Source organism: Streptomyces sp. AC602_WCS936 (assembly GCF_019049125.1).
Lineage (GTDB): Bacteria > Actinomycetota > Actinomycetes > Streptomycetales > Streptomycetaceae > Streptomyces.
This window is the reverse complement of sequence record NZ_JAGMUF010000007.1, coordinates 25,025-43,270: the sequence shown is the minus strand read 5'-3', so window position 1 is coordinate 43,270 and position 18,246 is coordinate 25,025. Positions and strand designations below refer to the sequence as shown.

At 73.4% G+C, this 18,246-nt stretch carries 14 protein-coding genes; 12 read left to right on the top strand and 2 right to left on the bottom strand.

Translation table 11 applies throughout. From position 1 onward, the window contains the following. Positions 1-7 precede the first annotated feature (7 nt). From KUM03_RS02680 to KUM03_RS02640, 9 genes are all read left to right on the top strand, one after another. On the top strand, positions 8-994 hold the full coding sequence (locus tag KUM03_RS02680; protein ID WP_217245377.1) for a carbohydrate kinase family protein: 987 nt from the start codon (positions 8-10) through the stop codon (positions 992-994). Continuing rightward, on the top strand, positions 991-4,455 hold the full coding sequence (gene metH, locus KUM03_RS02675; protein WP_217245376.1) for a methionine synthase: 3,465 nt from the start codon (positions 991-993) through the stop codon (positions 4,453-4,455). The genes KUM03_RS02680 and metH overlap by 4 nt, the downstream gene beginning before the upstream one ends. Continuing rightward, positions 4,452-5,309: a methylenetetrahydrofolate reductase [NAD(P)H] gene (gene metF / locus KUM03_RS02670; protein ID WP_217245375.1), complete on the top strand. Its 858-nt coding sequence runs from the start codon at positions 4,452-4,454 to the stop codon at positions 5,307-5,309. Before metH ends, metF begins: the two co-directional genes overlap by 4 nt. Then, entirely contained in the window at positions 5,299-6,711 is a 1,413-nt protein-coding gene (gene ahcY, locus KUM03_RS02665; RefSeq protein WP_217245374.1) for an adenosylhomocysteinase, read from the top strand. Before metF ends, ahcY begins: the two co-directional genes overlap by 11 nt. A 125-nt stretch (positions 6,712-6,836) precedes the next feature. Then, entirely contained in the window at positions 6,837-7,610 is a 774-nt protein-coding gene (locus KUM03_RS02660) for a thioesterase II family protein (protein ID WP_217245373.1), read from the top strand. Between the two features lie 10 nt (positions 7,611-7,620). Then, positions 7,621-8,886, top strand: coding sequence for a beta-ketoacyl synthase (locus tag KUM03_RS02655; protein WP_217245372.1), 1,266 nt, complete (start codon positions 7,621-7,623; stop codon positions 8,884-8,886). Then, positions 8,883-10,130, top strand: coding sequence for a ketosynthase chain-length factor (locus KUM03_RS02650; RefSeq protein ID WP_217245371.1), 1,248 nt, complete (start codon positions 8,883-8,885; stop codon positions 10,128-10,130). The genes KUM03_RS02655 and KUM03_RS02650 overlap by 4 nt, the downstream gene beginning before the upstream one ends. 51 nt (positions 10,131-10,181) lie before the next feature. Next, positions 10,182-11,837: an FAD-binding oxidoreductase gene (locus KUM03_RS02645; RefSeq protein ID WP_217245370.1), complete on the top strand. Its 1,656-nt coding sequence runs from the start codon at positions 10,182-10,184 to the stop codon at positions 11,835-11,837. Then, positions 11,834-13,129, top strand: a complete 1,296-nt coding sequence (locus KUM03_RS02640) for an activator-dependent family glycosyltransferase (protein ID WP_217245369.1) — start codon at positions 11,834-11,836, stop codon at positions 13,127-13,129. The genes KUM03_RS02645 and KUM03_RS02640 overlap by 4 nt, the downstream gene beginning before the upstream one ends. Positions 13,130-13,309: 180 nt before the next feature. On the opposite strand, the gene KUM03_RS02635 is transcribed toward KUM03_RS02640, so the two are convergent. Further along, positions 13,310-14,044, bottom strand: a complete 735-nt coding sequence (locus KUM03_RS02635; protein ID WP_308406237.1) for an SDR family oxidoreductase — start codon at positions 14,042-14,044, stop codon at positions 13,310-13,312. Between the two features lie 216 nt (positions 14,045-14,260). Here KUM03_RS02635 and KUM03_RS02630 point away from each other — a divergent pair, with 216 nt between their 5' ends. Genes KUM03_RS02630 through KUM03_RS02620 form a run of 3 tightly spaced genes read left to right on the top strand, consistent with a single transcriptional unit; the run spans position 14,261 to position 17,045 of the window. Then, positions 14,261-15,739 carry an MFS transporter gene (locus tag KUM03_RS02630; RefSeq protein WP_217245367.1) on the top strand — a complete coding sequence of 493 codons (1,479 nt, stop codon included), beginning with the start codon at positions 14,261-14,263 and terminating at the stop codon, positions 15,737-15,739. A gap of 18 nt (positions 15,740-15,757) precedes the next feature. Next, positions 15,758-16,720: a DMT family transporter gene (locus KUM03_RS02625; protein WP_217245366.1), complete on the top strand. Its 963-nt coding sequence runs from the start codon at positions 15,758-15,760 to the stop codon at positions 16,718-16,720. A gap of 34 nt (positions 16,721-16,754) precedes the next feature. Then, the gene (locus tag KUM03_RS02620; protein WP_217245365.1) at positions 16,755-17,045 is read left to right on the top strand and encodes an antibiotic biosynthesis monooxygenase family protein; all 291 of its coding nucleotides are present in this window, start codon (positions 16,755-16,757) and stop codon (positions 17,043-17,045) included. 64 nt (positions 17,046-17,109) lie between these two features. Here KUM03_RS02620 and KUM03_RS02615 read toward each other — a convergent pair whose 3' ends face one another. After that, on the bottom strand, positions 17,110-18,201 hold the full coding sequence (locus KUM03_RS02615) for a cytochrome P450 (RefSeq protein WP_217245364.1): 1,092 nt from the start codon (positions 18,199-18,201) through the stop codon (positions 17,110-17,112). Positions 18,202-18,246: the final 45 nt, after the last annotated feature.

Here is an 18,246-nt window from a genome sequence, read left to right as displayed (position 1 = left end):
TGCCCACGTGCGTATCGCGGTGACCGGATCCGTCGCCACCGACCATCTGACGGTCTTTCCCGGCCGGTTCGCGGATCAGCTGATCCCTGACCGGCTGGCCCACGTCTCACTGTCCTTCCTGGTGGACCGCCTCGAGGTACGCAGGGGAGGCGTCGCCGCCAACATCGCCTACGGGCTCGGCCGCCTCGGCCTGCACCCCCTGCTCGTCGGTGCCGTCGGCAGCGACTTCGCCGAGTACGAGGTGTGGCTCAAGGAGCACGGCGTCGACACCGGCGGGGTCCTGGTGTCCGCCGAGCGGCACACCGCCCGCTTCATGTGCACCACCGACGCCGACAACAACCAGATCGCCGCCTTCTACGCGGGCGCCATGTCCCAGGCCCGCGACATCGACCTGACCCGGCTGCCGGTCCGCCCGGACGAGCTGGGGCTGGTCGTCGTCGGCCCCAACGACCCGGCGGCGATGGTGCGCCACACCCGCCAGTGCCGCGAGCGGGACGTCCCGTTCGCCGCCGACCCCTCCCAGCAACTGGCGCGGCTCGACGGCGGCGAGGCACGCGAACTGGTGGACGGCGCCCGCTGGCTGTTCACCAACGAGTACGAGGCCGCGCTGCTCCAGGAGCGGACCGGCTGGCGCGACGCCGACGTGCTGGACCGGGTCGGCGCCTGGGTCACCACCCTGGGCGCGGGCGGCGTCCGCATCCGCCGCGCCGCCGACGGCCTCGACGTGACGGTGTCCGCGATCCCCGACGTCCCCGTGGCCGACCCCACCGGCGTGGGAGACGCCTTCCGCGCCGGGTTCCTCGCCGCCACCGACCGGGGCCTGCCGGTGACCCCCGCCGCCCGCCTCGGCTGCGCGCTGGCCGCACTGTCCCTGGCCGCCATCGGCCCGCAGACCTACGAGCCCGACCGGCAGACCCTGCTCGGCCACCTCACCCGCGCCTACGGCGCCGACGCGGCCCGGTCCCTCGCCCCGCACCTGGAGGGCGTCCGATGACCGCCACCGCCCGGGTCGCCGCCCTGCGTGAGGCCCTCGCCACCCGCGTGGTGGTCGCCGACGGGGCGATGGGCACCATGCTCCAGGCGCAGAACCCGACGCTGGACGACTTCCAGCAGCTGGAGGGCTGCAACGAGGTCCTCAACGTCACCCGCCCGGACATCGTCCGCTCGGTGCACGAGGAGTACTTCGCCGCCGGCGTGGACTGCGTGGAGACCAACACCTTCGGCGCCAACCTCAGCGCCCTCGGCGAGTACGACATCGCCGACCGCGTCCACGAGCTGTCCGAGGCCGGCGCCCGGATCGCCCGCGAGACCGCCGACGCGTTCGCCGCCGAGGACGGACGGCAGCGCTGGGTGCTGGGCTCCATCGGCCCCGGCACCAAGCTGCCGACGCTCGGCCACATCGGCTACCGCGCCCTGCGGGACGGCTTCACCCGGAACGCCGAGGGCCTCGTCGCGGGCGGCGCGGACGCGCTGCTGGTGGAGACCACCCAGGACCTCCTCCAGACCAAGGCGGCTCTCGTCGGAGCCCGCCGTGCCATGGACGCCCTCGGCGTACGACTGCCGCTGATCTGTTCCCTCGCCTTCGAGACGACCGGCACGATGCTGCTCGGCTCGGAGATCGGCGCCGCGCTCACCGTCCTGGAGCCGCTGGGCATCGACATGATCGGTCTCAACTGCTCCACCGGACCGGCCGAGATGACCGAGCACCTGCGCCACCTCGCCCGCCACTCCCGCATCCCGCTGATGTGCATGCCCAACGCCGGCCTGCCCGTCCTCACCAAGGACGGCGCGCACTTCCCGCTCGGCCCCGAGGGACTGGCGGACGCGCAGGAGACGTTTGTCCGGGAGTACGGGCTGTCCCTGGTGGGCGGCTGCTGCGGGACGACGCCGGAGCACCTGCGGCAGGTCGTGGAACGGGTGAGGGGCATGGCCCCGGTGGAGCGGAACCCGCGTCCGGAACCGGGTGCGGCGTCGCTGTACCAGTCGGTGCCGTTCCGGCAGGACACGTCGTATCTGGCGATCGGTGAGCGGACGAACGCGAACGGGTCGAAGAAGTTCCGTGAGGCGATGCTGGAGGGCCGCTGGGACGACTGTGTGGAGATGGCCCGGGACCAGATCCGCGAGGGCGCGCACATGCTGGACCTGTGCGTGGACTACGTGGGCCGGGACGGCGTGGCCGACATGGAGGAGCTGGCGGGCCGGTTCGCGACCGCGTCGACGCTGCCCATCGTGCTGGACTCCACCGAGGTCGACGTCGTCCGGGCCGGTCTGGAGAAGCTCGGCGGCCGTGCGGTGATCAACTCGGTGAACTACGAGGACGGTGCGGGTCCGCAGTCCCGGTTCGCGAAGGTCACCGCGCTGGCGCGGGAGCATGGCGCGGCGCTGATCGCGCTGACCATCGACGAGGAGGGCCAGGCCCGTACGGCGGAGAAGAAGGTGGAGATCGCCGAGCGGCTGATCGCCGACCTGACCGGGAACTGGGGCATCCACGAGTCGGACATCCTCGTGGACTGTCTGACGTTCACCATCTGCACCGGGCAGGAGGAGTCCCGCAAGGACGGCATCGCGACGATCGAGGGCATCCGGGAGCTGAAGAAGCGGCATCCGGACGTGCAGACCACGCTGGGTCTGTCGAACATCTCCTTCGGTCTGAACCCGGCCGCCCGCATCCTGCTCAACAGTGTGTTCCTGGACGAGTGCGTGAAGGCGGGCCTGGATTCGGCGATCGTGCACGCCTCGAAGATCCTGCCGATTGCGCGGTTCGACGAGGAGCAGGTGCAGACGGCTCTGGACCTGATCTACGACCGCCGCCGTGAGGGTTACGACCCGCTGCAGAAGCTGATGCAGCTGTTCGAGGGTGCCACCGCGAAGTCGCTGCGGGTGTCCAAGGCGGAGGAGCTGGCCGCGCTGCCGCTGGAGGAGCGGCTCAAGCGGCGCATCATCGACGGTGAGAAGAACGGCCTGGAGGCCGACCTGGACGCGGCCCTGACCGAGCGTCCGGCACTCGACATCGTCAACGACACGCTGCTGGACGGCATGAAGGTCGTCGGTGAGCTGTTCGGCTCCGGGCAGATGCAGCTGCCGTTCGTGCTCCAGTCGGCCGAGGTGATGAAGACCGCGGTGGCTCATCTGGAGCCGCACATGGAGAAGACCGACGACGACGGCAAGGGCACGATCGTGCTGGCCACGGTCCGCGGTGACGTCCACGACATCGGCAAGAACCTCGTCGACATCATCCTGTCCAACAACGGCTACAACGTCGTCAACCTCGGCATCAAGCAGCCGGTCTCCGCGATCCTGGAGGCGGCCGGCGAGCACAGGGCCGACGTCATCGGCATGTCCGGGCTCCTGGTCAAGTCCACGGTGATCATGAAGGAGAACCTGGAGGAGCTCAACCAGCGCGGCCTGGCCGCCGACTACCCCGTCATCCTCGGCGGCGCCGCCCTCACCCGCGCCTACGTCGAACAGGACCTCCACGAGGTCTACGACGGCGAGGTCCGCTACGCCCGCGACGCCTTCGAGGGCCTGCGCCTGATGGACGCCCTGATCGGCATCAAGCGCGGTGTGCCCGGCGCCAAACTCCCCGAGCTGAAGCAACGCCGCGTCAAGGCGGCCACCGTCGCGTTGGAGGAACCCCCTGAAGACGGCAGCGTCCGTTCCGACGTGGCCGTGGACAATCCGGTGCCCACACCGCCGTTCCGGGGCACGCGTGTGGTCAAGGGCATCCAGCTCAAGGAGTACGCCTCCTGGCTGGACGAGACCGCGCTCTTCCGCGGCCAGTGGGGACTGACCAAGGAACTGATCGAGACCGAGGGCCGGCCCAGGCTGCGCGGCCTGCTCGACCGGCTCCAGACGGACAACGTCCTCGAAGCCGCCGTCGTCCACGGCTACTTCCCCTGCGTCTCCAAGGGCGACGACCTGATCATCCTGGACGACAGCGGCGGCGAGCGCACCCGGTTCACCTTCCCGCGCCAGCGCCGCGGCCGGCGGTTGTGCCTGGCCGACTTCTTCCGCCCGGAGGAGTCCGGCGAGACCGATGTCGTCGGCCTCCAGGTCGTCACCGTCGGCTCCCGCATCGGCGAGGAGACGGCCCGCATGTTCGAGGCCAACGCCTACCGCGACTACCTCGAACTGCACGGCCTGTCCGTCCAGCTCGCCGAGGCCCTCGCCGAGTACTGGCACGCCCGCGTCCGCGCCGAACTCGGCATCCACCGCGGCGACCCGGACGGGCTCGACGGCATGCTGCGCACCGAGTACCAGGGCTGCCGCTACTCCCTGGGCTACCCGGCCTGCCCGGACCTGGAGGACCGCGCCAAGATCGCCGAGCTGCTCCGGCCGGAGCGCATCGGCGTCGAGCTGTCGGAGGAGTTCCAGCTCCACCCCGAGCAGTCCACCGACGCCATCGTGGTCCACCACCCGGAGGCCGGTTACTTCAACACGGGAGCCAGGCGATGACGACCTTCTCCTTCGAGTTCTTCCCGCCCAAGACGGAGAAGGGCGAACGCACCCTGTGGGAGGCGATCCGCCGGGTCGAGGCGCTGCGCCCCGACTTCGTGTCCGTCACCTACGGCGCGGGCGGATCCTCCCGGGACCGGACCATCGCCGTCACCCGGCGCATCGCCGCCGAGACGACGCTGCGTCCCGTCGCCCACCTCACCGCCGTCGGTCACTCGGTGGCCGAACTGCGCCGGATCATCGGCCAGTACGCCGACGCCGGCATCCGGGACGTACTGGCACTGCGCGGCGACCCGCCCGGCGACCCGGGCGGACCCTGGACCCCCCACCCGGACGGCTTCACCCACGCCCGGGAACTGGTCGAACTCGTCCGCTCCCTGGGCGACTTCACCATCGGCGTCGCGGCGTTCCCCGAACGGCACCCGCGCTCGCCGGACTGGGACAGCGACGTCCGGCACTTCGTCGCCAAGTGCAGGGCCGGCGCCGACTACGCCATCACCCAGATGTTCTTCCACGTCGAGGACTACCTGCGGCTGCGCGACCGGGTGGCGGCGGCCGGCTGCGACACCCCGGTCATCCCGGAGATCATGCCCGCCACCGACGTCCGCCAGATCCGCCGCTTCGCCGAACTCTCCGGCGCGGCCTTCCCCGAGGACCTCGCCCACCGCCTGGAACGGGCCCGCGACAACCCGTCCGCCGGGCACCGGATCGGCGTCGACCACGCCACGGCCATGGCCGAAAGGCTCCTGGCCGAGGGCGCCCCCGGGCTGCACTACATCACCCTCAACCGGTCCACCGCCGCCCTCGACATCCACCGCAACGTCCAGACCATCAGGAGCCTCAGTGCCCACTGACCGCAGCGACTTCACGGACTTCAAGGTCGCCGACCTCTCCCTGGCCGCGTTCGGCCGCAAGGAGATCACCCTCGCCGAGCACGAGATGCCCGGCCTGATGGCGATCCGCGAGGAGTACGCCGAGGCCCGGCCCCTCGCCGGCGCCCGGATCACCGGCTCCCTGCACATGACGGTGCAGACCGCCGTCCTCATCGAGACCCTCGTCGCCCTGGGCGCCGAGGTCCGCTGGGCCTCCTGCAACATCTACTCCACCCAGGACCACGCCGCCGCCGCCGTCGCCGTCGCCGGCATCCCCGTGTTCGCCTGGAAGGGCGAGACGCTCCAGGAGTACTGGTGGTGCACGGAGCAGGCGCTGACCTGGCCGGACAGCCCGACCGGCGGCCCGAACATGATCCTGGACGACGGCGGTGACGCCACCCTCCTCGTCCACAAGGGCGTCGAGTACCGCAAGACCGGCGAGCTGCCCGAGGCCGCGAACGAGGAACTCGCCGCCGTACGCGCCCTGCTCGAGGCGAGCACGCTCGACTGGACCGCCATCGCCTCCGACATCCGCGGCGTGACCGAGGAGACCACGACGGGCGTGCACCGCCTGTACGAGATGCACCGCGACGGCACCCTGCTGTTCCCGGCGATCAACGTGAACGACGCGGTCACCAAGTCGAAGTTCGACAACAAGTACGGCTGCCGCCACTCGCTGATCGACGGCATCAACCGGGCCACCGACGTCCTCATCGGCGGCAAGACCGCCGTCGTGTGCGGCTACGGCGACGTGGGCAAGGGCTGCGCGGAGTCCCTGCGCGGCCAGGGCGCCCGCGTCATCATCACCGAGATCGACCCGATCTGCGCCCTCCAGGCGGCGATGGACGGCTACCAGGTCACGACGCTGGACGAGGTCGTCGACAAGGCCGACATCTTCGTCACCACGACCGGCAACAAGGACATCATCATGGCCTCCGACATGGCCAGGATGAAGCACCAGGCGATCATCGGGAACATCGGCCACTTCGACAACGAGATCGACATGGCCGGCCTGGCCAAGACCCCCGGCATCGTCAAGGACGAGGTCAAGCCGCAGGTCCACACCTGGACCTACCCCGACGGCAAGGTCCTGATCGTGCTGTCCGAGGGCCGGCTGCTGAACCTGGGCAACGCGACCGGTCACCCGTCGTTCGTGATGTCCAACTCGTTCGCGGACCAGACGCTGGCCCAGATCGAGCTGTTCACCAAGCCCGACGCGTACCCGATCGACGTCTACGTGCTGCCCAAGCACCTGGACGAGAAGGTCGCCCGCCTCCACCTCGATTCTCTCGGCGTCAAGCTGACCACGCTCCGTCCGGAGCAGGCCGAGTACATCGGCGTCCAGGTCGAGGGCCCGTACAAGGCGGACCACTACCGCTACTGACCAACCCCCGTCGCCCTCCCCGGCCGGGCCCGTGGCCGATTCGAGTCGTGCTCCAGGCACGTCCGCGAGGCTCGGACGCAGCCGATGCGCTCCCACCCACGGCGGCCGAGGAGGTGCGACACACCATGCGGGACGGTACGCCGGTCACGCTGTACTGCTTCGCGCACGCCGGGGCGGGCGTATCCGGGTTCGCGCACTGGCGCGCCAGGACGGGTCCCGACGTCACCACGGTGCCGGTGCTGCTGCCCGGCCGGGAGACCCGGCGCCGCGAACCCCGGGCGAGAACCCGCGAGGAACTGCTCGCAACCCTCCTCGGGCCGCTGGCCGACGAGGTGGCCGACGGCCGCCCGTACGCGCTGTACGGGCACAGCCTGGGCGGCATCATCGCCTACACCCTCGCCCGCGCGCTCATCGACCGGGGGCTGCCGGCCCCCGGACTCCTCGCCGTCGGCGCCAGCCCGGCACCGCACACCGTGCCGGTGCGCCACGACGGCGACATCACCGACGACCGGCTGCTGCGTTTCGTCGCCGACCTCGGTGCGGCGCCCGACGGCGCCCTCGCCGACCCCGGCAGCGTCTGGCACCGGTCCGTCCTGCCCGTGCTCCGGGACGACCTCGTACTCGCCGCCGCCCTGCGCTCCGCCGCCCTCGCCGACGGCGCGCACGGTCCGCTGCCGGTACCCGTCCTGGCCGTCGGAGGACAGGACGACCCCGTCGTCGGCGCGCCGTCGCTCGACGGCTGGGCGCGCTGGACCACCGGCCGGCTGGTGCGGCGCACCGTTCCCGGCGACCACTTCTTCGTCCGCGGCCCGCACGCACCCCCACTGATCGGCCGCGCCTGCCGCACGATGCGGCGCACTCGGCTCCTACCCGGGCTCATATCTGGAGGACAACTGTGAGGGACAACCGATGAGGCGGGTCGTCATCACCGGCATCGGGGTCGTGGCCCCGGGCGGCATCGGCACCCGGGCGTTCTGGGACACGCTGACCGCGGGCCGCACCGCCACGCGCGGCATCACGCTGTTCGACGCGTCCTCGTTCCGCTCGCGCATCGCCGCCGAGGCGGACTTCGACCCCGCCGCCCACGGATTCGGGCCGGCGGAAGCCGCCCGCCTCGACCGCGCCGCCCAGTTCGCCCTCGTCAGCGCCCGGGAGGCGGTCGAGGACAGCGGACTCACCTGCGCCCTGGACCCGGTGCGCACCGGCGTCACCCTCGGCAGCGCCGTCGGCTGCACCACCGGCCTCGACAACGAGTACGGCGTGGTCAGCGAGAACGGCAGCGCCTGGGAGGTCGACCACACCCGGGCCGTCGCCCACCTCTTCGACTACTTCGTGCCCAGCTCCATCGCCGCCGAGGTGGCCGGCGCGGTCGGCGCCCAGGGACCGGTGTCGCTGGTCTCCACCGGCTGCACCTCCGGCCTGGACTCCGTCGGCCACGCCGTCGACCTGATCCGCGAGGGCGGCGCCGACGTGATGGTGACCGGCGCCACCGAGGCACCGATCTCCCCGATCACCGTGGCCTGCTTCGACGCCATCAAGGCGACCAGCCCGCGCAACGACGAGCCGGAGACCGCCTCGCGCCCCTTCGACCGCTCCCGCAACGGCTTCGTCCTCGGCGAGGGTTCGGCCGTGCTGGTCCTGGAGGAGTTCGAGCACGCCCGCCGGCGCGGCGCCCACGTCTACGCCGAGATCGCCGGCTTCGCCGGGCGCAGCAACGCGTACCACATGACCGGACTGAAGTCCGACGGCGTGGAGATGGCCGAGGCGATCCGCGCGGCGCTCGACGAGGCCCGCCTGGACCCCACCGCCGTCGACTACGTCAACGCCCACGGCTCGGGCACCAAGCAGAACGACCGGCACGAGACCGCCGCGTTCAAGCGCAGCCTCGGCGAGCACGCCCACCGGGTGCCCGTCAGCTCCATCAAGTCCATGATCGGCCACTCGCTCGGCGCGATCGGCTCGCTGGAGGTGGCCGCCAGCGCCCTGGCCATCGAGCACGGCACCGTGCCGCCGACGGCCAACCTGCACGAGGCCGACCCGGCCTGCGACCTCGACTACACCCCGCTCACCGCGCGCGAACAGCGCACCGACACCGTGCTCAGCGTCGGCAGCGGCTTCGGCGGCTTCCAGAGCGCCATCGTCCTGACCCGGCCGCGACTTCAGGAGGCGGCATGACCACAGCGACACTGGACCGCCCCGCCGCCCGGCCGAGCGCTCCCACCACCACCGGCTCCGTCGTCACCGGCATCGGCGTCACCGCCCCCAACGGGCTGGGCCTCGAAGCGTGGTGGGCGGCGACCCTGCGCGGCGAGAGCGGCATCCGCGAGGTGACCCGCTTCGACGCCTCCCGCTACCCGGTGCGCATCGCCGGCGAGGTCCCCGGCTTCGTCGACGCCGAGCACCTGCCCAGCCGGCTGCTCCCGCAGACCGACCGGGTCACCCGGCTGTCGCTGGCCGCCGCCAAGGAGGCCCTCGACGACTGCGGCACCGACCCCGACGCCCTGCCGGAGTACGGCGCCGGCGTGGTCACCGCCTCCTCCGCGGGCGGCTTCGAGTTCGGGCAGCGCGAACTGCAGGCCCTGTGGTCCAAGGGCGGGCAGCACGTCAGCGCCTACCAGTCCTTCGCCTGGTTCTACGCCGTGAACACCGGCCAGATCTCCATCCGGCACGGGCTGCGCGGCTCCAGCGGCGTCGTCGTCGCCGAGCAGGCGGGCGGCCTGGACGCGATCGCCCACGCCCGGCGCCAGATCCGCAAGGGCGCCCGGCTCATGGTCACCGGCGGCGTCGACTCGGCGCTGTGCCCGTGGGGCTGGGCCGCCCACCTCGCCGCGGGCGAGCTGAGCCGCGTCACCGACCCCGCACGCGCCTACCTGCCGTTCGACGCCGAGGCGTGCGGCCACGTCGTCGGCGAGGGCGGCGCCCTGTTCGTCCTGGAGAGCGACGCCGCCGCCCGCGCGCGCGACGCCCGCGTGTACGGCGCGTTCACCGGGTACGCGGCCACCTTCGACGGCCCCGGCACCCCGCGCCTGGGCGACGCCGCCCGGCTGGCCCTCGCCGACGCCGGGGTCCGCCCCGACGACGTCGACGTGGTCTTCGCCGACGCCGCCGGCGCCCGCGCCGCCGACCGCGCCGAGGCCGAGGCGCTCGCCGCCCTGTTCGGCCCCCGGGGCGTGCCGGTCACCGCGCCGAAGTCGATGACCGGCCGGCTGCTGGCCGGCGGCGCCTCCCTCGACGTCGCCGCGGCCCTGCTGTCCCTGCGCGACCAGGTGATCCCGCCGACCACCGGCACCGCGCGGCCCGCCGCCGACTGCCCCGTCGACCTCGTCACCACGCCCCGCGAGACCACCGTCCGCCACGCCCTCGTCCTGGCCCGCGGCCGGGGCGGCTTCAACTCGGCGGCCGTCCTCAGCGCGGCCTGACCCGCCCGAGCCGGTCCGCCGCCGGGCCCGAGCCACCGAGAAAGGTGCACGATGACCGTTCCCAGCCGCCGCCGTTTCGTCGCCGGTTCCCTCACCGCGGGCGCCGCCGCCGGCCTGACCGCCGCCGGCGTCGCGCCCGCCGCCGCCCAGGACACCGCGGCGTCCGCGGGGGACGCCGCCACCGTCACCCCCGGCGACCCGCGCTACGCCGACCTGTCCACCCGGGGCAGCAACAAGCGCTTCACCGCCCGCCCCGACGCCTTCCGGCTCGCCACCACCACCGCCGACGTCGTCGACGCCGTCGGCGACGCGGTGCGCGCCGGCAAGCGGATCGCCGTGCGCAGCGGCGGCCACTGCTTCGAGAACGTCGTCGGCGACCCCGCCGTCCGCGTGGTCGTCGACCTCGCCGCGATGGACGCCGTCACCTACGACCCGCGGCGGCGCGCCTTCATGGTGGAGGCCGGCGCCCGCCTGATGGACGTGTACAAGAAGCTCTACTACGGGTGGGGCGTCACCCTGCCCGGCGGCGCCAGCGCCACCGTCGGCCTCGGCGGACACGTCACCGGCGGCGGCTACGGCGCGCTCTCCCGCGCCTTCGGCCTCGCCGCCGACCACCTCTACGCCGTCGAGGTGGTGGTCGTCGACGCCCGCGGCCGCGCCCACGCCGTCGTCGTCACCCGCGAGGACCGCGGCTTCCGCCGTGAGCTGTGGTGGGCGCACACCGGCGGTGGCGGCGGCAACTTCGGCATCGTCACCCGCTACTGGTTCCGCTCGCCCGACGCCCCGCGCGGCTGCGACGAGCCGTCCCGGCTGCTGCCCCGCCCGCCCGGCACCGTCCTGTCCGGCATGGTGTACGTCCCGCGCGAGGGCCTGGACCGCGCCTCCTTCCGCCGGCTGGTGCGCAACCACGGCCTGTGGCACGAGCGCAACAGCGACGCCGACTCGCCGTACGCCGGTCTCTTCGGCGGCCTGGTGATGTACGGGCGCCCCGCCTCCGCCGACGCCGAACCGACCCCGGCCGCCGTCAGCTTCGCGCACATGGACGGCACCCGCCCGGACGCCGAGAAGCTGCTGCGCGCCTACGCCGAGGCCGTCGCCGACGGCGTCGGAGGCTCCCCGCAGATCTCCGAGATCACCGAGCAGCCCTGGCTCACCGCCACGCAGGACCTCGCGGCCTCCCAGGACTACGAGGTGGGCCGCCAGAAGATCAAGTCGGCGTACCTGCGCCGGGCCTGGCGCGAGGACCAGGCCGACGTGCTGTACACCTACCTCAACAGCACCGGCCACCGGCACGACACCGCCTCGATCTCCCTGCAGTCCTTCGGCGGCCGGGTCAACACCGTGCCGGAGCACGCGACCGCCTCCACCCACCGCGACTCCGTCCTCAAGGCCCTGTTCATGAACACCTGGCAGGACCCCGACGCCGACGCCGAGTCGGTCGACTGGCTGCGCCGGCTCTACCGCGACGTGTACGCCACCACCGGCGGCGTCCCGGTACCCGGCCGCGACAGCGACGGCTGCTACATCAACTACCCGGACATCGACACCGCCGACGCCCGCTGGAACACCTCCGGCGTGCCCTGGCACCGGCTCTACTACAAGGACGCCTACGCCAGGCTGCAGCGCGTCAAGGCCGTCTGGGACCCCCGCGACGTCTTCCGGCACACCCTGTCCGTCCGTCCGCCGCACGGGCGGTGGGAGCGATGAGGGTCCTGTTCGTCTCCTTCCCGCACCACACCCACTACTACTCGATGGTGCCGCTCGCCTCCGCGCTGCGCACCGCCGGGCACGAGGTGCGCGTCGCGAGCCACCCCGACATCACCGAGCAGATCACCGCGGCCGGGCTCACCGCGGTGCCCGTCGGCACCCCCGACTGGTACTTCAACGACCCGCACGCGCCCGAACTCCTCGGGCAGGTCCTCGAGGACGGCTCCGGCCACGTGCAGGGCTTCGACTTCACCCGCGACGACCCCGGGCAGTGGACCCACGAGTCCCTGCTCGCCCTGGAGAACATCGCCGTCGCCGCCCTGTACGCCTCGGTCAGCAACGACGGGATGCTCGACGACCTGGTCGCCTACGCCCGGCACTGGCGCCCGGACCTGGTGATCTGGGAGCAGCACACCTTCGCCGGCGCCGTCGCCGCCCGCGCCGTCGGAGCCGCGCACGCCCGGCTGCTGCACGGCGTGGACATCACCGTCCGGGCCCGCCAGGAGTTCCTGCGCCAGTCCGCCACCCTGCCCGGCCCGGTGCAGGACCCCACCGCCGAATGGCTCGGCCGGGCCGTGCGCCGCTACGCGCCCCACCTCGGCTTCACCGAGGAGATGGTCACCGGCCAGTGGACCATCGACATCACCCCGCCCGGCTCCCGGCTCGACCTCGGTCTGCGCACCGTCGGCGTGCGCCACGTGCCGCACAACGGGGCCTCCGTGGTCCCTCACTGGCTGCGGGCACCGGCCGAGCGGCCCCGGGTCTGCCTGACGCTGGGACTGTCCGGCGAACTCGACCACGCGCCGTTCTCCGTCGCCGCGCTCCTCGACGGCCTGGCCGGCCTCGACGCCGAGATCGTCGCGGCACTCGGCGCACAGGCCGAACTGCCGGGCCCGGTACCGGAGAACGTACGGCTGGTGGACTTCGTCCCCCTGAACGACCTGCTGCCGACCTGCGCGGCGGTCGTCCACCACGGCGGCATCGGCACCCGCGCCACCGCCGAACTCCACGGCGTGCCCCAGCTGATGCTGCCCTACGGCTGGGACACGGTGGCCAAGGCCCGGCGCGTCGCCGAACTCGGTTACGGACTGTACCTGCCCGCCGCCGACCTCACCGTCGAGGCGCTGCGCGCGGCGGTCGAGCGGCTGCTCACCGAGGAGTCCTTCACCAAGGCCGCCGACCGGGTCCGCGCCGAGATCCTGACAGAGCCGACCCCCAACGAGGCGGTGGACGTACTGGAACGACTCACGGCCGAGTCCACCCCTCGAACCACCACCGCGCGGCTCGCGTAGGAGGTTTCCCGGCGGAGGCGGTCGCTCAGGCCACCGACGCGCCGCCGTCCACGGCCCTCACGGTTTCGTTCGCGTAGGTCCCTTCGGGCCGGGTGGTGAGCCGGGCGTTTCGTCACGACGTGCTCGGGCCGGTCTTCGGCCCGAAGGGGTGCTGGTGGGTTTCCCGGCGGAGGCGGTCGCTCAGGCCACCGACGCGCCGCCGTCCACGGCCACCACCGTGCCGCTCGCGTAGACCGCTTCGGGGCGGGTGAGCCGGGTGATCCACCAGGCGACGTCCTCGGGTCGGCCCACCCGGCCCGAGGGGGTGCGCGCCGCCGCCTCGGCCTGGTGGCGGGCGATGTCCGCCGGACTCCACCCCATGCGCTCACCGATGCAGGTGTCCGTCTCGCCGGGCGCCACCCCCACCGCGCGCACTCCCAGCGGCGCCAACTCCACCGCCCAGGTGCGTACCAGGAAGTCCAGCGCCGTCTTCGTCGCGCCGTACAGCGACAGTCCCGCGAAGGCGCGGCGCCCCTGCACCGCCGCCGTGCCCACCGCCACCACCGTGCCCCGCGCCGCGGCCAGCGCGGGCAGCGCGGCCCGGGTCAGCATGACCGGCGCGAGCAGGTTGGTCTCCACCTGGGTCCGGGCGTGCTCCCGCGTCACCGCGCCCACGGGCTCGGGCAGTACGGCCGCCGCGTTGTGCACCAGCACGTCCAGCCGCCCGAAGGCCTCCAGCGCCGCGGCCGTGATCCGCTCCGGGACGCCGTCGTCCGTCAGATCGGCCACCAGCGTCCGCACGTCCCCGTGCCCGGCCGCCGTCCCGGCCAGGGTGTCCGGCGTACGGCCCACCACCAGCACCCGCATCCCGTCCGCGGCCAGCGCCCTGGCCGTCGCCCGTCCGATGCCCGTGCCGCCGCCGGTGACCACGGCCACGCGCCCTGCCCCTGTCCTTGTCTCTGTCCCGCACTGACGTTCCGTCATACCGGCGAACGTTAGCCACCGTGGCTCGAAGACGGCTCTAGCGGCCGTTGGGACGGTGTCCAGGCGCCGTGCACGTGCCGTGGGCCGTCAGAGCCGGGGGTCCCGCGGCCGCTCACGCGCCACCGCAACCGGCACTTCCCGTCCGACCACGTCCCCTGGAGGCACGGCATGTCCGCGCACGTCACCGAACCACCGGCGCTCGGCACGGCGCCGCCGAAACCGGCCCCCGCGGCCCGCGCCGGACTCGCGCTCGGCCTGCTGGCCACCTGCAACGCGATGATCATGATCGACGAGTCGATGGTGAACATCGCACTGCCCGGCATGGGCCAGGACCTCGGCCTCGGACCGGTCGGCCTGGGCTGGGTCCTCAACGCCTACCTGCTGACCTTCGGCGGACTGCTGCTGCTCGGCGGCCGCACCGGTGACCTGCTGGGCCGCCGCCGGGTGTTCCTCGCCGGTGTCGCCCTGTTCACCGTCGCCGGGGCGCTGCGCGCCCTCGCGCCCTCCGGCGAGTTCCTCATCGCCGTACGCGCCGTCCAGGGCATCGGCGCGGCGTTCGCCGCGCCCAGCGCGCTCGCTCTCGTGCTGAGCCTGTTCCCCGAGGGCGCCGGACGCAAGAAGGCCATCGCGGTGTGCACCGCGGTCGGTGCGCTCAGCACCGCCGGCGGGCTGCTGCTGTCCGGCGCGCTGACCTCCCTCAGCTCCTGGCGCTGGGTGCTGCTGCTCAACGTGCCCATCGGCGTGGCGATCCTGCTGCTCGCCCCGCTCGTCATCGCCGAGACCCCGCGCAGCCGTGGCCGGTTCGACCTCGCGGGCGCGGTGCTGTCCACCGCCGGTGCCGCGGCCCTCGTCTTCGGCCTGGCCCGGGTCGCCGAGCACCCGTGGAGCGACTCGCTGGTCGTCGGCACCCTCACCGCCGGCGTGCTGCTGCTCGCCGCGTTCTGGTTCGTCGAGCGGCGCGCCGAGCAGCCCATCGTGGTGCTGCGGCTGTTCGCCGACCGCGACCGGCTGACCGCCTACACCGGCACCTTCGCCGTCCAGGGCGCCCTGATCGGCACCATGTTCTTCCTCATCCAGTACTTCCGGCACATCGCCGGCCACGGCCCGCTCACCTCGGCGGTGGCGCTGACCCCGGTGGCCGTCGCGATGATCACCATGTCCGGGGCCGCCGTCCGTCTGGAGCGTGCCGTCGGCGCCAAGCGGCTGATGCTCGCCGGCGCCACGCTGCTCGTCGTCGCCAACCTGTGGCTGTCGCGCCTGGAGGCCGGCTCCGGCTACTGGGACACCGTCCTGCCCGCCCTGCTCGTCTTCGGCACCGGCATGGCCTTCTGCGTGCTGCCCACCACCGTCCTCGGCACCTCGGGCCTGCGCCGCGACGAGGCGGGCGCCGCCTCCAGCGTGCACAACGCGCTGCAGACCGTCGGCGCCTCGCTGGGCCTGGCCGTCCTGGTCACCGTCGCCGCCCGCGCGGGCAGCGCCGCCGCCGAGAACCCGCCGGCCGGCCTGCCCGAGGAGGCCGTCCAGGGCCACGTGTTCCTCGAGAGCATGTCCGCCAGCTTCACCGCGGGGGCCTGCTTCGCCGTGGCCGCGTTCGTCGTCGCGCTCTTCATCCGACCGGCCGGTGCCGCGCGCACCTCGGGCCGCTGAGACACGGGAGGAAACGCCGTGCGTTTCGACTCCGCGGCGCGCTTCGCCGCCGTCGCCCTGCTGTGGGGCTCCAGCTACTTCTGGATCAAGATCGTTTTCGAGGGGCTGAACTCCGCCCAGTTCAGCTTCTTCCGCATCCTCGTCGGCGCCGTGGCGATGCTCGGCATCCTGCTGTTCAGCCGGGCGCGGCTGCCGCGCCGGGCGGGCGTGTGGGCCCAGCTGGTGCTGATCGCCTTCCTCGCCAACGCCCTGCCGGTGCTGCTGGTCGAGGTGGTCGACGACGCGGTCGGCGCCGACGCCGGCATGGTGTCGGTGTTCAACGCCAGCGTGCCGCTGTGCGTGGTCCTGCTCTACCTGGCGGCCCGCCGCGCCGACCGCATCCCGGCCCGGGTGACCGCCGGCCTCGTCGTCGGCTTCGCCGGTGTGCTCGTGCTGTACGCGCCGTGGGGCGCCGAGTGGCTGTCGGCCGGCGCGGCCGTGAACGCCGTCGCCGCCGTCGCCTACGGCTGGTCCATGCTGCTCATGGAGAAGCTCATGGGCCCCGCCGAGGAGGGCGGCCGGTCCATGACGCCGCTGGTGCTCGCCACCACCCAGGCCGTCATCGGCGTCGGCTGGGCCGGGATCAACCTGCCCAACGGCGGCTTCGACTCCAGCCCGCACTTCTCCGCCTCCATCATCGGCGCGCTGCTGGTGCTCGGCGTCCTCAACACCGGCCTGATCTACATGTGCTTCGCCTGGCTGATCCGCGAGGAGGGCGCGGCCAAGGCGTCCAGCGTGATGTACGCGGTGCCGGTGGTGCTGACCCTGGGCATGGTGCTGCTGGAGGACTACACGCTGGGCACCCGCGAGGTCCTCGGCATGGCCGTCATCGTGGTCGGCCTGGTGCTGGCCCGCCTGCCGCAGCGGTCGGCCTCCGTCGGCCGTACGCGGCCGGCTCCCGACGCGGCCCCGGCCGCCAAGTCCCCGGCCGCGGTGCGCTGACGGCCGCCGACGAACCCACCGGAAAGGAGCAGCCGTGATCGTCTTCGTCAACCGCTTCACCGTCACCGGCCCGCCGGCCGAGTTCGAATCGGCCTTCGCCAGGACGTCGGAGTTCTTCGGCGCTCAGCCCGGCTTCATCCGCCACCGCCTGCTCAAGCACGCGGACGAGCCGGGCGCGTACGTCAACGTGGCCGAGTGGGAGGACCGCGCCTCGTTCGAACAGGCGCTCAGGCAGCCCGGGTTCGCCGAGCACCGCACCGCCCTGCGGGAGCTGAGCGCGGGCGAACCCGACCTCTACACCGTCTGCCAGGAACGCGCCGCCTGAGCGGCGGGAAACGGCGAGGGGCCCCGGCCGTCCGGCCGGGGCCCCTCGCCGGTGCGTGCGGTGCCTACCCTGCCACGCGCGCCGGGAGCCGCCCCAGCCCCCACGTCACCGGGCAGCGCGGCAGCCGCACCGCGCTGCCCGCGGCGCTCAGGGTCCCCGACGCGGCCACCGCCGCCAGGACCGCCTCGGCCTGGACGCGCGCGAAGGCCTGCACGTCGACCCCGTGCGGCGCCGGCACCAGGGGTTCGGGGACACCGCCGACGGCGTAACGGTCCGGGGCGAACCGGTCGGGCGCGGTGAACGTGCCCGGGTCGCGGTTGGCGGCGCCCACCAGGACGGCCACCTGCTCCCCGGCGGCCACCCGCTCCCCGGCCACCTCCACGTCCTCCGCGACGGTGAACGCGTGCAGCTTCACGGGCGGATCGTGCCTGAGCGTCTCAGTCACCAGCCGGGCCGGGTCCCGCACCGCCGTCCCGGCGGACTCCGGCACGTGGAGCAGCGCGTGCAGCACGCCCGCGATCAGCTCCCGGGCGGCGCGCACCCCCACCACCGCCTGCCGGGCCGCCGCGTCACCGAGCAGCTCCCGCAGCACACCGACCGCGTCGAGCAGCCGTACGGCGTCGTCGTGCGCCGGGGGTGCCAGGGCCGCGTCCAGCGCGCCCGCCGCCCCCGCGCAGGCCCCGGCCAGCCGGTCACGGTCGGTGCCGGCCAGCCCGTGCAGGTCGGTGAGTACCTCCACCGGCACCCGCGCGGCCACGGCGGCCACCAGGTCCACCTCGCCCCGCAGCTCCGCCGACGCCCGGCGGGCGGCCCGCGCGGCGGCCTCCCGCACCCGGCCCGCGTCGGGCAGCTCCCCGGCGTCCGACAGCCCCTCGTCCCAGGCGAGCGCCGACTGCGGCTGCGCGGCGGGTCCGGCACCGGAACGCACCTGGAGCAGCCGGCGGGCCGGCGCGTAACCCGTGCACACCCAGGTGCCCAGCCGGCTGCGCCACAGCGGCCCCGCGGCCCGGGCCCGGGCGTACTCCTGACGCGGGTCGCCCCCGTACCCCCGCAGCAGGGCCGCGTACGCGTCGCCCTGCGCCCCGTACAGCCAGTGGATTCCCTGGACGAGCTGGAGCCGGCGCCCCAACTCCCTCTCCGCCGAAGCCAAAGCCATGGACGGCACCTCTCTGCTCAGTGGCCTGCGTGGCAGGCGCAGGCT

Bases quoted from the DNA above. Each gene is read 5' to 3' on its own strand.
- KUM03_RS02630 (WP_217245367.1), top strand. From the start codon at position 14,261: ATGTCCGCGCACGTCACCGAACCACCGGCGCTCGGCACGGCGCCGCCG.
- KUM03_RS02645 (WP_217245370.1), top strand. From the start codon at position 10,182: ATGACCGTTCCCAGCCGCCGCCGTTTCGTCGCCGGTTCCCTCACCGCG.
- metF (WP_217245375.1), top strand. From the start codon at position 4,452: ATGACGACCTTCTCCTTCGAGTTCTTCCCGCCCAAGACGGAGAAGGGC.
- metH (WP_217245376.1), top strand. From the start codon at position 991: ATGACCGCCACCGCCCGGGTCGCCGCCCTGCGTGAGGCCCTCGCCACC.
- KUM03_RS02650 (WP_217245371.1), top strand. From the start codon at position 8,883: ATGACCACAGCGACACTGGACCGCCCCGCCGCCCGGCCGAGCGCTCCC.
- KUM03_RS02660 (WP_217245373.1), top strand. From the start codon at position 6,837: ATGCGGGACGGTACGCCGGTCACGCTGTACTGCTTCGCGCACGCCGGG.
- KUM03_RS02640 (WP_217245369.1), top strand. From the start codon at position 11,834: ATGAGGGTCCTGTTCGTCTCCTTCCCGCACCACACCCACTACTACTCG.
- KUM03_RS02655 (WP_217245372.1), top strand. From the start codon at position 7,621: ATGAGGCGGGTCGTCATCACCGGCATCGGGGTCGTGGCCCCGGGCGGC.
- KUM03_RS02615 (WP_217245364.1), bottom strand. From the start codon at position 18,201: ATGGCTTTGGCTTCGGCGGAGAGGGAGTTGGGGCGCCGGCTCCAGCTC.